Here is a 16,471-nt window from a genome sequence, read left to right as displayed (position 1 = left end):
ATGAAAGGCCGGGGTTTGATTCGTCAGCTCTCTCATCTGTCAGAGATTGCACTCTGCAGGAATTGGCACCACACCGTCTGGTTCACGGTAGGTTGCCGGGCTTCATCGGGCCAGTCCCTCCGCCTCTCTTGATAAGAGAAATTTACGGATATTCATTTGTGGACGTGCATTTGAAAACGGCAGGCAATTTTGTATTCACTATATGGAATCAAGAGGTTGTTGTCAAGCAACCAATTTAACCTCCCCGTCCCGAACCGTTTGATTCCTGCCGGATCGGCAACACTGACAGAATAGAGCCCATCCGGAGGAACGCCCCCCATGGAACTTCAATTGGTGGAAGTGTATTGCCCCAACGAACATTTCTCGATGATCGACCGGGAACTGAAAAAACTCGACCATGTGTCCTATTGGGTCACTTCGGAAACCCGGGAGACCCGGCTGATCCGGATCCTGGTCAAAACCGGGCAGGCCGAAGCCATCCTGAACTACCTGGAAGGGATGATGAAAGAGGAAAACTTCCACGTCCTCCTCTTCCCGGTCCAAACGTACCTGTCTCCCGAAGAGAAAAAAGAAAAAGAAGAAGAGGAAGAAAGGGAGACCGAAGAGGACCAGGAACTGGTGAGAGCCAGCCGTCAGGAGCTTTACTCCGTGGTGCAGGATGCCGCCCGGATGTCAAAGGGATACATATGGTTCGTCGCTCTCTCGTCCTTGGTGTCGGTGATCGGCATTCTGAAGAACAGTCCGGCCACCGTGATCGGAGCGATGGTGATCGCCCCCCTGATCAACCCGACGATCTCCCTCTCCTTTGCCGCCGTTCTGGGGGACATCCGCTTGGTGTTCCGTCTGGCGGGCACCATTCTCTTTGGCATCACCGTGCCCATCCTGGTGGCGGTCCTTTTCGGGACGTTCACCGATGTCCCCGTGTACAGCACCGAGCTCATGTCCCGGACGAACATCGAAATGATCGACATCATCGCCGCCCTCGCTTCCGGTGCCGCCGGTGCCCTTTCCTTCCTGAAGCGGAGGCCGGGAGTACTGGTCGGCGTGATGGTGGCGGTCGCCTTGGTGCCTCCCGCCAGTGTCCTCGGGATTGCCCTCGGCTCCGGCCTCCCGGATATGGCGCTCACTCCTTTTCTTCTGCTTTTGGTCAACCTGAATTCCATCTTTCTCTCCGGCATCCTCTTCTTCTGGTCCAGCGGCATTCAACCGACCCGATGGCGGGAGATCAAGCGGGCCAATACCTCCCGCAAATACTCCCTTCTCTTTTTCGGATTGAGCTGTCTGTTTTTGATTCTGGCGATATTGGGGGTGCGTCGCTGACGACTCCAAAAAAAGCGGCCATTCGACCGTTTTTTTGGATGCACGGTCCATCGTCTCACAGGAACGGCCACCCGACATAATGTGAAGTAAGTTAAAAAGAAGGGGGTTGAAGCCCATATTCCCTTGGTATTGGACCGGAATGCCTTTTTGCCGGCCGATGGCGGGAGGGTGGTGGGGGCCATGGTGGCACAATCCCCGGATCCCCCATTTTCCCGCCCCCATTCAACCGCCGGCCCCCCGCTTTCGCGCCTCGTACTCCCCGGTTCCACCTCCCTTTTCACTCATGTAAACAGCCCCGTGACCGGGGCTCTTTGTTTATGTTCCCATGGCGGTGATCCCACCTGTGTCAAAAGGGGTCCGCATCGAACCATTTCTCCGCCAGCCTCGCCACTCCCCGGCATCCAGAAACCGTAAAACAATACTTCCCCTTTGAAAATAACGCCATTTTCGATAGGCTAGAAGGTGAAACAATGTCAGCGAAAAAGAAAAAACATCCAATGGAGGGCGATCCATGAAACAGATGGTGTTGGGAGCGATCATGGTGTTCACGGGGTTAAGTCTTCCGGTGGCGGGAACCTTCGCCATGAAGCCAGACGATTTATCGTCTCATCCCACCTTTCAGCCGAATCCGCCGACGAAAACGGTGAAGGTCGTCCATGTCCATAAGGTGGTGGAAGAAAACGAGCCGGAACCAAAACCGACGCCGAAGAAACAAGAGAAGCCGACCCCCCCTTCTGATTCTGATTCCGATGCGAGTGTCAAAGCCCAACCGAAACCCAATCCCAAGCCTGAACCGGCCCCGGAATCCATCACAGATTCCAACCTTGTGGCTTTGGACTTTCGCGAGGGAGTCAGTGTAGAGAAGCAACAAGCCTTTCTTCAGAAGTGGAAGGGTGAAGTGGTCAAACGCCTCTTCGGGGGAGATATCGTCCTGGTCAAGGTGGATCCCAAAGTACTCAAAGGTTTTCAGGAGAGCTCACTCATTGAACGGGTGGAAACCAACTCCTCCGAACTTTCGACTTCGTCCCAGGATGAATCAAAGGAACAAACAGAGGCAACCGATTCGCAACCAAAAAAGGATCCGAGCCTTACGGAACGCCTGCAAGATCAACTTCGGATCAGTCGGTGAAACGGCCGGGTAAAGCCCCGGTCTTTTTGATTAGGCGGAAGAAAGACCCGAAATGCAAAGAAAAAGGATCGCCATTCGGACGACCCTTCCTCCATTTGAACGCGGGGTTCTCTTTTCAATCCTTCGGTGGGCTGTTTTTCTTGCATCTGAACCCCCCACCAAAAGCCTGAAAGGACCAACAGAAGGGAAGCCAAGATCAGGCCGATAATACAACGTCGACTCAAGGTCTCCCTCCTCCTCAAGAAAAGAATGCCTCCTATGGCACTATGTCTATCTTACAACAAAAGATGTAACCACATCGTAAAGAAATTTAAAGGTATAAAAAAATCCGCCTTTTTTGGCAGACCCCTTTTGGATCCCTCATTCGATCCCGTACGCTCCCGGATAGACGTATTTCCCCGAATCCGCCGCTCCTCTTCAGGATTTTTTGGCGATCTCACAGGCCCGACGGAAAAACTCCTCGTCCGAGATTTCCCCTCTGAGATTGGCTTCCAATAGTTCCTTCTCCCGTTGTCTCAAGGTCATTCCCTCATGCTTCAGAGTGCCGAGGGCCGCTTCCATCCGGCGTTTCACGATTTCGTCCCGGGTTTTCAATTGAGACAAGGGTTTCGGCTCCCTCTTCATAATGGATTGATTACCTCCATTTTATCACACATCCAAGCCTCATTCCCTCTCCGTTTCCTCCATTTTTCCCCAAAACCAAGGATTTGTTACCCCTCTTTGGGTCATCGGTCTTACCCATAAGGAGCCCAACCAGCCAAGCACTTAAATCGGGCCGTTCATTCAGACGCCACCTTTTTCTTTCCGTGTTTTCTCTTTTGGTGCCAGTCGGTGTTGTGGACCAGGCTGCCCAGTTCCTTGTCGCTCATCCGGGCCAGCACCTCCGGAGCGTAAAACCGGGAGGCCAGTTCGATGGCCGCCGGCCGCCATTTTCGCGCATCGACATGGTAATTGTGCAGCTCCCTGGCGTATCGCACCGAAGCGTCAAACATCGCTTCCTCCGCGGAGTGGTAGTTTTTCACCAGTCCCTTGGTGGTCCGGTCGACCAGGGCATACCGGTTGGTAAACCGGATGAAACGCTTTTGGATCGGGGGTTTGCTTCTTCCCAGGATGGAATTCCAGGGGATGATGACATAACCTTTCACCCATTCCATTGATTCTCCCTCCCTCGTTCACTACCCAGTATGAACCTATGAGAGGGTTGTCTATTCTATTCAATGAAAATTTCCGCTGATAGAATCCATTCCCGTTTTCACCCGCTGCCCGCCACACAAAAAGGAGCCTGCCCGCAGGCTCCTTTTTGTGTGGCAAGGGTTCGATGGATCAGGACTTCACCTTCACTTCCATAACCGGGTCTCCCGGTTCGGCTTCTTCCGACACCTTCGGCTCCAGGCTCTCCACCTTGTCCATGTTGGTGATCACGATGGGGGTGATGGTGCTCTTCGCCTTCTCCTGAACGGCATCCAGGGAAAATTCGATCAGAGGCTGACCGGCCCGGACACGGTCGCCTTCCTTCACTTTGGCCGTGAACCCTTCCCCTTCCATGGAGACCGTCTCCAACCCGATGTGGATCAACACTTCCAGCCCTTCTTCAGTGCGGATGCCGACCGCGTGCTTCGTATGAAAAAGCTGGATGATCTCCCCGTCCACAGGGGCCCGGACCACCGCCTCCCCGGGTTCGATCGCGACCCCGTCCCCCATCATCTTGTCGGAAAAAACGGGATCAGGCACTTCACTCAACGGCATCACTTTTCCCTTGAGTGGAGCCTGTACCGTCAAGATTCGTTCTTTTTTCCCAAACAGTTTCTTCAGCAACGTTCTTCCTCCTTTGACACCCGGCCGGCTTGAAGCCGGTCGGGGGGCTTCACGTGATGCCATACCGGGTGGAGTCCTCCATTCCCGCGAAAGCGAAAACACTCTCCCGCAAAGAAAGGGGGGAGCCCGTATCCCGTGAAGGCAGGGATGGGGGGGAATTCGATCGATGGCCCCGCCGCCATCCCGAATCTGTTCGTTTAACCATCGGGTTCGGGTGGAAAAACCACACCACAACCCTTTCCCATCTTAACGGGAGAACCCCCGCCGGACAAGGGAAAAGGCCAAAAAACCACGAGGAGGCGATTTCGTGGAAACGATCAAAATCGGAAGCACCGGTCTCGTCAGCTCCCGCATCGGCCTGGGAACCTGGGCGATCGGGGGCTGGATGTGGGGCGGAACGGACGAGTCGGAGTCGATCCAAACCATCCACAAGGCCCTTGATGAAGGCATCACCCTGATCGACACCGCCCCGGTATACGGGTTCGGCCGCTCCGAAGAGATCGTGGGAAAAGCCCTGGCTGAGGGCGGACGACGGCAGCGCGCGATCCTGGCAACCAAAGCGGGCATGGACTGGACCGAGGGGGAGAATGTCTATCGCAACGCTTCACGGGAGCGGATCATGAAGGAAGTGGAAGACTCCCTCCGTCGCCTGCAAACCGACGTGATTGACATCCACCAGGTCCACTGGCCCGACCCCCACGTGCCCATCGAAGAGACGGCGGAAGCCATGTACCGCTTGCACCGGGACGGGAAGATCCGGGCGATCGGCGTCAGCAACTTCAACCCCGAACAGCTGGATCGCTTCCGGGACGCGGCACCCCTGGAAACCCTTCAGCCCCCGTACAATCTGTTTGAACGGGAGATCGAGGAGGACATCCTCCCCCACGCCCGGGAAAAAGGCCTCACCACCCTCACCTACGGCAGCCTGTGCCGGGGACTCCTGAGCGGAAAAATGAGCAAAAACCGGAGCTTTAAAAGGGACGATCTCCGCCAGGCGGATCCGAAGCTTCAGGAACCCCGATTCGGATCGTACCTGAAAGCGGTGGAAGAATTGGACAAATGGGTCCAGGCCCGTTACGGCAAACGGGTGATCCATCTGGCCCTCCGCTGGGTGCTGGATCATCCGGGAGTCGGAGTGGCCCTCTGGGGCGCCCGGCGGCCGGAGCAACTGGATCCCGTCCCTGAGATCGATGACTGGAACCTCACCGATGAAGACCGGGTGGACATCGAGACGATTTTGGATCGGAATTTAACCGATCCGGTGGGACCGGGGTTCATGGCTCCTCCCAGCCGGGACGGGAGAACCGCCTGAAAACCGACCGGATTTCCATCCCCGGAGAACGGATCTTCCGGGGTTTTTGCTTGGAACCGCCGCCTGTTGCTTCCGGTTCCGCCGAGCAGAAAAAAAGGGCGTTTGACTCGGTGCTCCCGCCCATACTCACACTCCCCCACCTGTATATGATGAAGCGACACCGACAAAAGGAGGAGGTTAAGATGGGTTACGGTTATGGATACGGCTTTGGTCTGCGTCGACTCCTGCTTTTCCTGCTTGTAATCGCCACAATCTTTGCTTTGGTCGGAGTCTACGGCTACGGTTACTGATCCGGTACCGACAAGACACCCCGCGCGGGGTGTTCTTTTTTGTGTTTCGCCGACGATTTCCTCCTCATTTCCCCGGAAATATCCGGCGACATTTGTCACAAAACGTTTTGAAACAGGAAATACAACAGGAATTAACACTGCCTTAAAAAAGCATACTGAAGGATGTGTTACCTTATAGACAAATGGATGAGAGGTTGTGGTTCCCCATGACGATTCTGGACCTTGGCGTTCTCGCTTTCGTTGCCGGGACACTGATATTCACCGGGATCTGGTATGTGAAGGAACAAGTGGAACTCCCGAAACACCGGCCTGACCAAGAACCGGATCAACAGCCCAAAGGAGAGCCGGCCTGCGCGGTCAAATAAAGCTTGGGTGATGGATCGGCTGGTTATTATGTGTTTAAACAAATAAACAAAGACGGAACCTCCGTCGGGGTAAAGGGGCTTTTCTTTTCGGTCTTATGTTTATATGTTTAAACATATAATAAGAGGAACCGGCGTCACCGTCCCCGCCCTCTCCCCGTCCCCACGCGCACCGTTTCGGGGATGCCGCCGGTCTGGACCGGTTCAAACGCTTCGACAGCGGCGTCATGGAGGTGGAAACATCTTACGATGAATTCCGGAAAGGAAAAGCGAGGGGGATCCCCGGGGCGCGATCCCGACTCCACCTTCCGGATCCGCTTCCTGCCCCGCCGGCGGGTCCCCCGTGGGACAGGTTCAGATGCCGAAATCATCCATCCTTCGTAAACAAAAGAGGAATCCGATATGTCCCGGGAAACCGTCCAAACCTTCCGGTCCGCCATCCCGCTGTTCCAGGCCCTCTCCGACCCGGCCCGACAGGATATCATCCTGCTGCTGGCGGAGAAGGAGCCGATGAGCGTCAACGCCATCGCCGGGAAGTCCTCCCTCTCCCGGCCCGCCATTTCCCACCACCTGAAAGTGCTCCGGGATGCGGGGCTGGTGGCCACGGAACAGAAAGGGACCCAACGCTGCCACTCGCTCTCCCTCGATGGCGCCCTTGACCAACTGAAAACCCTCATCCACACGATGGAGACGACTTATGGACAGAACCAATAAGCTGAAAACAGCCGGGCGGGATGAACCCTTGCCTGGCTTTTAATCTTGGTGGTGACTCATCCAATACGTCATATCAAACGCGTCTTGATCCGGAACCCATTTGAAACTGTATCGGATCCCCAACATCCTGAGCACTTTCATGATTTCCGCCACTTCCTCCGGTTTCACGGTCTTGACCTTCTTAATCATGGCTTCTCTTCTCCCTTTGTCTGATGTAAACTTCTGTCACTGCACCGTCATTCCGACGGCATTTTTCGCCTTTTCATTTAAGTTATTCGTAATGGATTTCCTTTTTTGTCCCGACTTCACAAAAAGGGAAAAGAGGTCACGGGAGATTACTCCCTCCCCCTGTCCAACCCCCGTCGGAAAAGCTATACTGAAAACAAGCGCCATGGACACATGAAGGGCGCGGTCCGGTATTTCCGAATATTTTCGTCAATCCAAGAGAACCTACGGATGAGGGGGGCAACCTGCGACATGCCACACGCGGAAGATTCCAGAGCGCAGCTGGCGATCGAACTCCGGATGATCGAACGTTGGGAAGAAGAACAGAAGGACCTTTGGTTTTGGGAAAAGATCGGACGCTACCCGTTCGCCCTGCTGGATAAGCTCACCCCGAAGAGCCTCCGGGACTGGATCGGCCAGGCCTTGGACGAACTCGGTTCTTACATCCACACCGGCGGCCAATATCTGATTCATGAAAACAGCGTCCTCGACAAGCTGGCCCGGGAAGCGGGAGAGCCCCCCGGCTCCCTCTCCCTGTCCCGGGTCCCCGACCTCCCCCTCGCGGTCATGAACCGGGCCTCGGACCAACTGAAAGAATCCCGGGTCGAAGTGGCCAAGTACCAAGGCGCCACCACCGGCGTCGGCGGTCTCTTCACCCTCACCGTGGACATCCCGGTCCTCCTCGGCCTCTCCCTCAAGACCATCCAGGAGATGGCCCTGGCCTACGGCTACGACCCCCGGGAAAAGCGGGAGCGAATCTTCATCGTCCAGTGTCTGCAGTTCGCCTCCGCCGACTACGTCGGCAAGCAGTCCATCCTGCAAAACCTCTCCGCCTTCCACCGCGGCGACGTCGACCGGGAATCCTTCTCCCAGCTCCAAGGCTGGCGGGAAGTGCTGGCCACCTACCGGGACACCTTCGGCTGGAAGAAACTGTTCCAGCTCGTCCCCATCGCCGGAATTCTCTTCGGTGCCTGGATCAACAAGTCCACCATTGAAGAAGTGGCCGAGACCGGCCAAATGATGTACCGCAAACGCCGGATCCTGGAGAAGCTGGAAGCCCTGGAACAATCGGAACCCCCGACCCAAACCTGGGATCAGTCCTCATAACCCCCTCACTGCGGCCTGCCGCAGTGATTTCTTTTTCACAACGAAAAAACCGCCGCGAATGGACGCGGCGGTTCCTCACTTGGTGGAGCATAGCGGACTCGAACCGCTGACCTCTACACTGCCAGTGTAGCGCTCTCCCAGCTGAGCTAATGCCCCATGTGAAAGCAAGTGGATCTGGATATGTATGGTTGCGGGGGCAGGACTCGAACCTGCGACCTCCGGGTTATGAGCCCGACGAGCTACCAACTGCTCTACCCCGCGCCAATGACGACAAGATTTATTATATAGGGTTGGGGTGGATATGTCAAGGGTGATGTGCAGGAAAAAGTGAAACGGAACCAGGCCATCCATTGTGGGTGGAGTACGGCCCCGGGGTTTTCTTCTTTAGAAACCAACCTCCATTTCCCTTTTGGCGTGGGTTGCTAATAAATTCCCAAATTTGGAACCGCAAATCAAGTGGAATACGCCAATGTTTACCGATCACGGCACATTTATCATCGGCTTTTCCACAGCGAAGCATCATTTGAGCGTTTCACCCGAAGAAGTAGGCATTGGCACTTTGCCGATGACATTGCCCAAGCTGGCTACAGCGCAACCAAAGGCTTGTTTCGAATTCCGTGGAATAAGCCGGTAAATTACGAATTGCTTGAGAAAATGATTGAATTTAATATTCAGGATAAAGCAGACTGTTCAACTTTTTGGCGGAAATGAAAAAATAGGATATCCCGGTTGACTGATGTACTGGTCCCGAAGCGTATGGTTCAAAGTTTTGTTGGCGGCGAGTCTCTTTTTCGTTTCCGTCGCAGCCGGCTTAGAAAGGGACGCCCACGCGGACACGTCCACAGGAAAGTGTTTTTGGACGGTAAAAATGGACCCGACGGTGGTCAATGTGGCCTTTCCGGACACGAACGTGATCTATTATATGGGTAAATATAACCTGGCAGCAGGGGATTCATTGACGATGAAAGGAAAGTTCCCTTACGCCCGCTACATGTCGTTCAATGCTTATGATCCCCTGGGCCAACCGATCGACTCGCTGGCGGATTATCTGATCCAACCGGATACCGGGAGTGGAAATCCCTATCTCAAAAATGCCGATCCCAACCTTTCCCCCAGGGATTACACCGTGAAAGTGCGATATGGCCCCAAACCGGCCAACCCGGAACCCAATCCGCCGTCTCTTCCCTATGAGTTCATCCAAACCCGGCTCATAGTCCCTGTGAAATTTCCTCTGTTAAGTTGATTTCCTCTTACTCTACCGGGAATTCCCTTCAGGAAAAACCGGATTTCCCCTGGATTCTCCGTAGAATGTGTGTGGACAGACGGTTGATCAGGGGATAGCATCAATAGTTGGAAGGTATATAATGATAGTTTTCGTTTATGATGGACATAAGAGACGGATCATTCCGGAGAGATTAAGCAACTGCAGTGAACCAACCGTGCGAGGAGGATATGACGGTGATGACAGCAGGAGGATACATCACAGCATCCGAAGCAGCCGAAAAAATCCGAAAAGAAACCGGTGAAAACTTCACTCCCGATGATTTTGTCGATGCGGCCACCGCAGGGATCGGCTTTGGACTGTCCCGGAGTTGGGTGTCCCGTCTGGCCCGTCATGCCTATGACAAATCCAATCTGGACTACCCCAAAAAGGTGGGGCGTACCTGGGTCGCCACTCTCAATCAGTGGGAGTTAATTGTGCATCCTCCGGACAAAGCCATGCGCCCAAAGCGTCGACAAAAATGAACAGATTGAAATGACTCCTGATGTAACGCTCCGGGAGTATTTTCTTCTTTTCGTAAGGGATTTGGTTTTTTGGTCCACTTTTTTATTACATTTACATTAAATTTCCAAATCCCTTCCCTTTTAAGCAACTGTGGTGTATTATTGTTCTTGCCAGTTCGAGCTGGTAGATATTCTCAGGGAGGGATTGAATTGATCAAGAAAAAAGTGGCTGCGTTCGCCGCGGCCGGATCCATGTTGTTGGGTGCTACCGGAGCTTTCGCTTTCCACGACCAAATCGAAGAGTGGATCGCCTCTGCCGGGGAGCAGAAAGCAGGTCAAGTAACGGAGGCCGTCAATGCGCACGGTGACATGAAAGAACAAGCCTTGAGAGAATGGGCCGCTCAAAAATCGGATGAAATTAACTCCACCTTGAATGCTTGGAAAGATGGATTCACCAACCAAGGGAAGAAGGAAATCAACGCTGAGTACAACAAAGTCTACAGCGAGGCCCAAGAAGGCATTGAGGCTGGTAAACAGCGTGCCTATTCATCCATGGAACAAGCCAAAACCGAAGAAGTGGCGGCTGAAAAACAAGACCTGAAGAATCTCGTTGAAGAACACTTCGGCGAAGGCAGCTACCATGAATAAACAACAATCGTGATTTAAATACACGCCCCTGTCCAGGGGCGTTTCCTCTAAAAAGGAGTTGCCGAGAGTGCGAAAGCATGTAAAAATCACCGCGGCCGCCCTGTCCATTTTCCTATTGGGGACGGGAACCGGTTACGCAGCAGAAGATTCACTGAAGAAGTGGATCACCGACAAGCTGGCCGCCTACGGTGAGGCAAAAGCAGATGAAATGGGTCAGGATCTGGAGCGTTATAGAGCCAAAAAGAAAAAAGAGCTCCGCAAGTGGGCGGATAAACGCTTCGATGAAGCCTATCGGGAGTTGGATCGGTATGCCCAGGAAAGCCGCAATAAAGGAAAGAAAGAGATCGACCGAATTTACCGGGAGACCCGGAAAAACATCAACAACAAAATGGATCAGGGCGTAACACGCGGAAAAGAAGAGATCCACCAAGAGCAAGCCGAACAAATCCGCAAGGCGAAAGAGGATGCTGCCAGCGTGACCCCAAAAGCTCCCTCCCCCCACACTGAACCAACTCAAGACACATCCTCACAGCCCCAAGAAAATACCGAACCAACCGCTACGGAGTAAGCACGAAAAGCCGAGGATCCCTCCTCGGCTTTTTGCAATCCTCTGCCTGCAAAAGGGCAGAAGCTGTATTCTGATCGTACCATCTGCGGTGTTGATTCATGAGAAAGCCCCACCGTCCGTTTACGCATCACTAAAAAGAGCCTTCAAGGCTCCATTTCCTTCACTGCAAACCGACACCCTCCAACAACCGCAACGGACGGGGTGCGCCTTTCGAAGTGCTGATTGAGTACCGATTTCCTTTGGAGTCTTCCACAACATAGATCCCATTCCAGAAGGCCACCACTTCAAATCCGTGCTTCTCTAAGGTTAAGCCATCCAGCACATCGGCCAGAGCCAGAAGAAGCTCTTTATTCAAGCTGCATCCATCCCCACTCGTATGTAGTCTCCTTCATTCCACCTACTTTGTTATTCGAAAGAAGTATTGATTTTGTTGACATTTTCCATGGGGATGTTTGGATATTTTTAGTCAGTCACTTACCTCTTTGTATGTGTATCCGTCCCGGAGGCCTTGCCAGCGAATTCAGCTGAAATTAAATTAAGTTGACATCTGTCAAGTACAGACGCCAACTGATAAAAAGGGCCGGGCGGAAGTCCGGCTTTTTATAATTATTATCTCTTACTGTTTTTTATCAAAGCTGCTTTACAGATAACCAGTGCAGCGCTTTTTTCTTTGATCACCAACCCTGAATCAAGCTCAACACACCAGTTACCTTGAGAGTCCTTGAAAAATTTGTTGGGAAACTGTAAGACCCTCGATTTTTCTACAACAGCCCACACATCCTTAATGTCACTTGAAAAGTCAGGAATGTCATGATGATCCACGTTCCATCCCATAACCTGCTGTGCTACCATAAGATCCAATTCTTTACCAACCTTCATTTTTAAAACATTCATCATCTCACCCTTTCATTTTAGTTAAATTAATAATCAGCAATTAGATTTATATCATTAGGGGGGCAACGTTTTCTTTGATTAATTCCTTTCCAATTCCCAAACCTTCATATATGTACCCCATTTCTACAAGCATTTTATGCGGTAAAAAGTTACGGGTATCAAGAAGATAGGGATAACGCATTTCCCCCTGAATTCTCTTCCAATCCGCCTGAAGATACTCCTTCCAGTGGGTCAACAGAACCACTCCATCCGCTCTCCGGGCCACATCTTCCACTCGGTCGCAATAGCCAACCGGGAGCTTGGGGTTCAGTTCCCGGAACATCTCCATCCCTTTGGGATCATGAACCCGGACGTTGGCCCCCAGATCGATTAATTGACGGATAATGGTTGAAGCCTGAGTCTTTCGGGCGTCATCGGTGTTGGGTTTAAAGGTGAGGCCCAGAATCCCCACCGTCTTTCCGTTGAGGGTTTTCAAATGACGTTGCATCTTCTCCACCACAAAGTGGTGCATTTTTTCATTGGACTGAACTGCTGCCTTTACCACAGACAGCTCGCTTCCATACTTCCGGCTGGTCTCCAGAAATTCCGCCGTGTCCTTGGGGAAACAGCTGCCGCTCCAACCGCTCGATACCTGCAGGAACTTCTCTCCGATCCGGGAGTCCATCCCCATCCCCTTGGCCACGTCCAGAACATTGGCCCCGAGAGCTTCACAAAGACGGGCCACTTCGTTGATGTAACTGATCTTCACCGCGAGGAAAGCGTTGGAGGCATACTTGATCATCTCCGCGCTTTTCACGTCGGTCTCAAAATACGTCGCTTTCGGGGAATTCCAGTTGTATGCGAATGTAAAGTCCTTGGACAGCTCTTCGTAGTTCACCCGTTCCAGCAGATTATGATAAAGCTCCCGCATCACCTTTCGGGCCCGGGGGTGGCTTGTCCCGATCACCACCCGGTCCGGGAAGAAGACGTCTTCCAAAGCGTATCCTTCCCGGAGGAACTCGGGGTTGCTGATCACCGTGAAATCCTCTTCCGCTGTTTGCCCCGAAGCTTCCTCGATGATCGACGTCACCAGGTCCGCCGTCCCCACCGGCACGGTGGATTTGTCCACCACCACCGTGAACCGATCCGGGCTGAGATACTCCCCAATGCTTCGGGCCGCCGACTTGATATAGGACAAATCCACTGTCCCGTCCTCACGGGAGGGCGTCCCCACCCCGATGAACACCACGTCCGCTTCCCGTACCGCCTTATAGGAGGTGGTGGCAAACAGGGTCTTCCCGATGGTCTTTCGGATCAGTTCATCCAGACCCAGCTCATAAATCGGGCTGGCTCCGGCATTGATTTGATCCACCTTGTTTTGATCCAGATCAATCACCGTCGTAGGATGCCCCAACACCGCGAAAGCCGTTCCCGTCACACTTCCGACATACCCCGATCCGATGCATACCACGTTCATTGTATGTATCCTCCCCATCTTTTTTTATCCCTCATTGAGCAACCATTTGTGCACGGTACGCTTCAATGGTTCGTTTCAACCCTTCCTCCAAGTCAATCACCGGTTCCCACCCCAACAGCTTCTTCGCCTTATCAATTACAGGCCGACGAACTTTGGGATCATCGGGAGGCAGAGGGTGGAACGTAATCCGGCTGTTCGATCCGGTCAAACGTTTCACCATTTCCGCCACTTCCAGCACTGTGTATTCCTTCGGGTTTCCGATGTTGATGATCTCCCCGTTCGCCTCATCCTTCTCCATCGCCAACTGCAAGGCCCGGATGTTGTCATCCACATAACAGAAAGAACGGGTTTGTTTTCCATCTCCGTACACAGTAAGATCCTGTCCGGTGAGCGCCTGGGTGACGAAATTGGAGATTACCCGGCCGTCATCGTTTCGCAATCCAGCCGAATAAGTGTTAAAGATCCGAACCACTTTCACCTCAACGTTAAAACGATGAAAGTACTCATAGCAGATCACTTCACCCAATCGCTTCGCCTCATCATAACAGGCCCGTGGCCCCCAGGTGTTCACATTCCCCCGGTATCCCTCCGGCTGGGGATGTACCTCCGGATCTCCGTAAGCCTCGCTGGTGCTGGCATAGACAATCTTTGACTGATAGTTTTTGGCCAGCTCCAACATATACTGGGTCCCCGTTGTGTTCACCGCGATGGTTTCAAAGGGAGAAGCCTGATAAAACTTGGGTGATGCCGGAGATGCCAGGTGATAAACTTCATCCACATTTGCCAACTCCGGTAACTTCAGTACATTTGGATCGGAAACATCGAATTTATAAAAGGTGAATTCAGGATGGTTCTTCACACCATTGAAGTTTTCCAATCGACCGGTGGATAAATTGTCAATCCCGATAACCTGGTAACCCTTCCCCAAGAGGTCTCTCACCAAGTGGGAGCCCAGAAAGCCGGCGGCTCCGGTGACGACGATCTTTCTCAAATAAACCCTCTCCATTCTCAGCCAAAGGATTCTTCTTTCTCTTTCCAAGTGGGCATTTCAACAGGGATTTTCCGGACTTTCAGTATTTCACCAAGAAGATTCAGGACATAAAGAGGGTTCAGAACCATATACCGCTTCCAAAGCCGCTTGGGTTCCTGGATCAGCCGATACAGCCACTCCAGCCCTCTCTTCTGCATCCATGGCGGGGCTTGTTTCAAGAGTCCGGCATGAAAGTCGAAGGCGGCTCCGACGGCTAGAAGCGGCATATTCAACAGGTTTCGGTACTCGTACACCCATACTTCCTGCCGGGGACATCCCAACCCGACCAAAACGATACGGGCTCCGCTTTTTTTGATCCGATCCACCACTTCCCGTTTTTCGTGAGGTTCCAGTTTTCTGAACTTGGAAGGCTCTTTACCTACAATCGTTAAACCCGGAAACTTGGATTCCAGATTGGCAGCAAATCGGCTTAACGTTTTCTCCGTACTTCCGTAGAGGTAAATCGGAATCTGTTTTTTGGCTGCCGCTTCCGCTACTTTCAGGGTCAACTCCGGACCGTATACCCGATCCGGCAGATGGACACCATGCCGCCAGCGAAGACCCCAACGAACAGGTTGTCCGTCCGGAACAACCAAATCCAATCCGTTCAAACGGCGCCGATGCACAATATCCATATATCCGGTCATGACTCCGTGAACCGCCAAGGCCGATACTGCCAAAGGGTCTTGTTTTTCCGCCGCCTCCATCATTCTGTGAACGGCATACTCATAATCCACCGCTGAAATCCGGACCCCCAGGATGGGGTGTTTTCCTTTGTTTATCATGGCATTTCAACTCCACCGCACCAGGTTTTCCGAATGAATCTCTTCCATGATCATTCGGATATTATATTTCTGTTTCCACTCCGGAAAATGGGTTTGGAATCGGGCCAGGTCGCTGATATACCAGATGTGGTCACCGGCTCGGTGTTGATCAGAATAAGTGTAATGTAATTTCTTCCCGGTAATCTGCTGGGCCATATCAATGGCTTCCAACATGGAAATATTGGAGAACCGGCCACCGCCCAGGTTGTAAACTTCTCCTCCCCGGCGCGGGTTTTGGAAGAAGGTATGGAAAGCGGAAATCACATCGTGGGAATGAATCACGTCCCGCACCTGCTTACCCTTGTATCCAAAAATCGTATACGATTTTTCCATCATCACACATTTCATTAAGTAATTTATGAAACCATGCAATTGAACCCCGGATTGCCGGGCTCCGCTCAGCACTCCCCCCCGAAAAGAGACGGTCTTCATATCGAAATAACGTCCGTACTCCTGAACCAACACATCCGCCGCCAGTTTGGAAGCCCCAAACAGGGAATGCATACTTTGGTCCACCGTCATATCTTCCGGAATCCCGTTTTGGTATTCATGAGAGGGGTCAATCTCCCACCGGGTCTCTTTCTCCACCAGAGGCAACGTATTGGGTTTATCCCCGTAAACTTTGTTCGTGGATGTAAAGATAAAGACTGATTCCGGGCAATGATGCCGCATCGCTTCCAGAAGATTCAACGTTCCATTGGCATTCACTCCAAAGTCGGTGACGGGATCACGGGCCGCCCAATCATGGGATGGCTGGGCCGCTGTGTGAATAATCAGGGCGATGTCCTTTTGATATTGTTGAAAAAGTTTATCCAAGGCTTGTCCATCCCGGATATCCAAATCATGATGTTCATACCTGGATCCAAATGTTTTCTCCATCCGTTGACGGTTCCAAACGGTAGACCCTTCTTCACCGAAAAAGGTTTGGCGCATGTTGTTATCGATTCCCACAACTTTGTAACCCTGCCCAACATAAAACTCCACTGCTTCTGAACCGATCAGACCTGCGGAGCCGGTAATGACTACAACGGACATGAGACTACCTCCAGTGT

General features: G+C 52.6%; 22 protein-coding genes, 2 tRNA genes, 1 pseudogene and 1 riboswitch. Of the genes and pseudogenes, 11 read left to right on the top strand and 14 right to left on the bottom strand.

Translation table 11 applies throughout. From position 1 onward, the window contains the following. Window positions 1-29: 29 nt before the first annotated feature. Window positions 30-138, bottom strand: a riboswitch (SAM riboswitch). Between the two features lie 180 nt (window positions 139-318). Then, window positions 319-1,320, top strand: coding sequence for a TIGR00341 family protein (locus C8P63_RS15675; RefSeq protein WP_108025625.1), 1,002 nt, complete (start codon window positions 319-321; stop codon window positions 1,318-1,320). A 511-nt stretch (window positions 1,321-1,831) separates the two neighbouring features. Further along, on the top strand, window positions 1,832-2,449 hold the full coding sequence (locus C8P63_RS15670; RefSeq protein WP_108025623.1) for a hypothetical protein: 618 nt from the start codon (window positions 1,832-1,834) through the stop codon (window positions 2,447-2,449). Here the strand turns inward: C8P63_RS15670 and C8P63_RS15665 are convergent. The 4 genes from C8P63_RS15665 to C8P63_RS15650 form a co-directional block, all read right to left on the bottom strand. Continuing rightward, a complete protein-coding gene (locus C8P63_RS15665) occupies window positions 2,428-2,673 on the bottom strand; it encodes a hypothetical protein (protein WP_108025621.1) in 246 nt (81 codons plus the stop codon). The genes C8P63_RS15670 and C8P63_RS15665 overlap by 22 nt on opposite strands. 193 nt (window positions 2,674-2,866) lie before the next feature. Continuing rightward, window positions 2,867-3,052, bottom strand: coding sequence for a hypothetical protein (locus tag C8P63_RS15660; RefSeq protein WP_146172192.1), 186 nt, complete (start codon window positions 3,050-3,052; stop codon window positions 2,867-2,869). Between the two features lie 176 nt (window positions 3,053-3,228). After that, complete coding sequence (locus tag C8P63_RS15655; protein ID WP_108025616.1) at window positions 3,229-3,603, bottom strand: hypothetical protein; 375 nt, start codon at window positions 3,601-3,603, stop codon at window positions 3,229-3,231. A gap of 169 nt (window positions 3,604-3,772) precedes the next feature. Further along, window positions 3,773-4,264, bottom strand: a complete 492-nt coding sequence (locus tag C8P63_RS15650) for a PTS sugar transporter subunit IIA (protein WP_245920962.1) — start codon at window positions 4,262-4,264, stop codon at window positions 3,773-3,775. 307 nt (window positions 4,265-4,571) lie between these two features. Here C8P63_RS15650 and C8P63_RS15645 point away from each other — a divergent pair, with 307 nt between their 5' ends. Continuing rightward, entirely contained in the window at window positions 4,572-5,576 is a 1,005-nt protein-coding gene (locus C8P63_RS15645; protein ID WP_108025612.1) for an aldo/keto reductase, read from the top strand. A gap of 496 nt (window positions 5,577-6,072) precedes the next feature. Continuing rightward, window positions 6,073-6,231, top strand: a complete 159-nt coding sequence (locus tag C8P63_RS19230) for a hypothetical protein (protein WP_170109706.1) — start codon at window positions 6,073-6,075, stop codon at window positions 6,229-6,231. Window positions 6,232-6,365: 134 nt separating this feature from the next. Here C8P63_RS19230 and C8P63_RS18835 read toward each other — a convergent pair whose 3' ends face one another. After that, complete coding sequence (locus C8P63_RS18835; RefSeq protein WP_146172191.1) at window positions 6,366-6,599, bottom strand: hypothetical protein; 234 nt, start codon at window positions 6,597-6,599, stop codon at window positions 6,366-6,368. Window positions 6,600-6,630: 31 nt separating this feature from the next. Between C8P63_RS18835 and C8P63_RS15635 the strand changes: the two genes are divergently transcribed. After that, the gene (locus C8P63_RS15635) at window positions 6,631-6,942 is read left to right on the top strand and encodes an ArsR/SmtB family transcription factor (RefSeq protein ID WP_108025608.1); all 312 of its coding nucleotides are present in this window, start codon (window positions 6,631-6,633) and stop codon (window positions 6,940-6,942) included. Between the two features lie 39 nt (window positions 6,943-6,981). Here C8P63_RS15635 and C8P63_RS19225 read toward each other — a convergent pair whose 3' ends face one another. Then, the gene (locus C8P63_RS19225; RefSeq protein ID WP_170109705.1) at window positions 6,982-7,131 is read right to left on the bottom strand and encodes a hypothetical protein; all 150 of its coding nucleotides are present in this window, start codon (window positions 7,129-7,131) and stop codon (window positions 6,982-6,984) included. Between the two features lie 288 nt (window positions 7,132-7,419). On the opposite strand from C8P63_RS19225, the gene C8P63_RS15630 reads away from it, so the two are divergent. Then, window positions 7,420-8,274, top strand: a complete 855-nt coding sequence (locus tag C8P63_RS15630) for an EcsC family protein (RefSeq protein WP_108025605.1) — start codon at window positions 7,420-7,422, stop codon at window positions 8,272-8,274. A gap of 80 nt (window positions 8,275-8,354) precedes the next feature. Here C8P63_RS15630 and C8P63_RS15625 read toward each other — a convergent pair. Both C8P63_RS15625 and C8P63_RS15620 read right to left on the bottom strand, forming a co-directional pair. After that, window positions 8,355-8,430, bottom strand: a tRNA-Ala gene (locus tag C8P63_RS15625). 29 nt (window positions 8,431-8,459) lie between these two features. After that, window positions 8,460-8,535, bottom strand: a tRNA-Met gene (locus C8P63_RS15620). A gap of 145 nt (window positions 8,536-8,680) precedes the next feature. Here C8P63_RS15620 and C8P63_RS15615 point away from each other — a divergent pair. From C8P63_RS15615 to C8P63_RS15595, 5 genes and pseudogenes are all read left to right on the top strand, one after another. Further along, window positions 8,681-8,985, top strand: a pseudogene (locus tag C8P63_RS15615) (iron chaperone); the annotation flags it as partial. Between the two features lie 25 nt (window positions 8,986-9,010). After that, window positions 9,011-9,517, top strand: coding sequence for a hypothetical protein (locus C8P63_RS15610; RefSeq protein ID WP_108025603.1), 507 nt, complete (start codon window positions 9,011-9,013; stop codon window positions 9,515-9,517). A 215-nt stretch (window positions 9,518-9,732) separates the two neighbouring features. Continuing rightward, window positions 9,733-10,020 carry a hypothetical protein gene (locus C8P63_RS15605; protein ID WP_146172190.1) on the top strand — a complete coding sequence of 96 codons (288 nt, stop codon included), beginning with the start codon at window positions 9,733-9,735 and terminating at the stop codon, window positions 10,018-10,020. 189 nt (window positions 10,021-10,209) lie between these two features. Next, window positions 10,210-10,647 carry a hypothetical protein gene (locus C8P63_RS15600; protein ID WP_108025599.1) on the top strand — a complete coding sequence of 146 codons (438 nt, stop codon included), beginning with the start codon at window positions 10,210-10,212 and terminating at the stop codon, window positions 10,645-10,647. Window positions 10,648-10,714: 67 nt separating this feature from the next. Continuing rightward, window positions 10,715-11,215, top strand: a complete 501-nt coding sequence (locus C8P63_RS15595) for a hypothetical protein (RefSeq protein WP_108025596.1) — start codon at window positions 10,715-10,717, stop codon at window positions 11,213-11,215. 160 nt (window positions 11,216-11,375) lie between these two features. On the opposite strand, the gene C8P63_RS15590 is transcribed toward C8P63_RS15595, so the two are convergent. The 6 genes from C8P63_RS15590 to C8P63_RS15565 form a co-directional block, all read right to left on the bottom strand. Then, window positions 11,376-11,570 carry a hypothetical protein gene (locus C8P63_RS15590; RefSeq protein ID WP_108025594.1) on the bottom strand — a complete coding sequence of 65 codons (195 nt, stop codon included), beginning with the start codon at window positions 11,568-11,570 and terminating at the stop codon, window positions 11,376-11,378. A gap of 254 nt (window positions 11,571-11,824) precedes the next feature. After that, window positions 11,825-12,109: a BC1872 family protein gene (locus tag C8P63_RS15585; RefSeq protein ID WP_108025592.1), complete on the bottom strand. Its 285-nt coding sequence runs from the start codon at window positions 12,107-12,109 to the stop codon at window positions 11,825-11,827. Between the two features lie 46 nt (window positions 12,110-12,155). Further along, a complete protein-coding gene (locus tag C8P63_RS15580; RefSeq protein WP_108025590.1) occupies window positions 12,156-13,565 on the bottom strand; it encodes a UDP-glucose dehydrogenase family protein in 1,410 nt (469 codons plus the stop codon). A gap of 31 nt (window positions 13,566-13,596) precedes the next feature. Continuing rightward, complete coding sequence (locus tag C8P63_RS15575; RefSeq protein ID WP_245920961.1) at window positions 13,597-14,556, bottom strand: UDP-glucuronic acid decarboxylase family protein; 960 nt, start codon at window positions 14,554-14,556, stop codon at window positions 13,597-13,599. A 17-nt stretch (window positions 14,557-14,573) separates the two neighbouring features. Next, complete coding sequence (locus C8P63_RS15570) at window positions 14,574-15,380, bottom strand: WecB/TagA/CpsF family glycosyltransferase (protein ID WP_108025586.1); 807 nt, start codon at window positions 15,378-15,380, stop codon at window positions 14,574-14,576. 6 nt (window positions 15,381-15,386) lie between these two features. Then, entirely contained in the window at window positions 15,387-16,454 is a 1,068-nt protein-coding gene (locus C8P63_RS15565) for an NAD-dependent epimerase/dehydratase family protein (RefSeq protein ID WP_108025583.1), read from the bottom strand. Between the last annotated feature and the right edge of the window lie 17 nt (window positions 16,455-16,471).

The organism is Melghirimyces profundicolus (genome assembly GCF_003054245.1).
Lineage (GTDB): Bacteria > Bacillota > Bacilli > Thermoactinomycetales > DSM-45169 > Melghirimyces > Melghirimyces profundicolus.
Note: the sequence above shows the minus strand (reverse complement) of the source record. Positions and strands in the feature narration are given on the sequence as shown.

Coding starts and splice junctions, on each gene's coding strand:
- C8P63_RS15610 (WP_108025603.1), top strand. CDS start 9,011: ATGTACTGGTCCCGAAGCGTATGGTTCAAAGTTTTGTTGGCGGCGAGT.
- C8P63_RS19225 (WP_170109705.1), bottom strand. CDS start 7,131: ATGATTAAGAAGGTCAAGACCGTGAAACCGGAGGAAGTGGCGGAAATC.
- C8P63_RS15630 (WP_108025605.1), top strand. CDS start 7,420: ATGCCACACGCGGAAGATTCCAGAGCGCAGCTGGCGATCGAACTCCGG.
- C8P63_RS19230 (WP_170109706.1), top strand. CDS start 6,073: ATGACGATTCTGGACCTTGGCGTTCTCGCTTTCGTTGCCGGGACACTG.
- C8P63_RS15670 (WP_108025623.1), top strand. CDS start 1,832: ATGAAACAGATGGTGTTGGGAGCGATCATGGTGTTCACGGGGTTAAGT.
- C8P63_RS15655 (WP_108025616.1), bottom strand. CDS start 3,603: ATGGAATGGGTGAAAGGTTATGTCATCATCCCCTGGAATTCCATCCTG.
- C8P63_RS15675 (WP_108025625.1), top strand. CDS start 319: ATGGAACTTCAATTGGTGGAAGTGTATTGCCCCAACGAACATTTCTCG.
- C8P63_RS15580 (WP_108025590.1), bottom strand. CDS start 13,565: ATGAACGTGGTATGCATCGGATCGGGGTATGTCGGAAGTGTGACGGGA.
- C8P63_RS15570 (WP_108025586.1), bottom strand. CDS start 15,380: ATGATAAACAAAGGAAAACACCCCATCCTGGGGGTCCGGATTTCAGCG.
- C8P63_RS15565 (WP_108025583.1), bottom strand. CDS start 16,454: ATGTCCGTTGTAGTCATTACCGGCTCCGCAGGTCTGATCGGTTCAGAA.
- C8P63_RS15585 (WP_108025592.1), bottom strand. CDS start 12,109: ATGAATGTTTTAAAAATGAAGGTTGGTAAAGAATTGGATCTTATGGTA.
- C8P63_RS15635 (WP_108025608.1), top strand. CDS start 6,631: ATGTCCCGGGAAACCGTCCAAACCTTCCGGTCCGCCATCCCGCTGTTC.
- C8P63_RS18835 (WP_146172191.1), bottom strand. CDS start 6,599: ATGATTTCGGCATCTGAACCTGTCCCACGGGGGACCCGCCGGCGGGGC.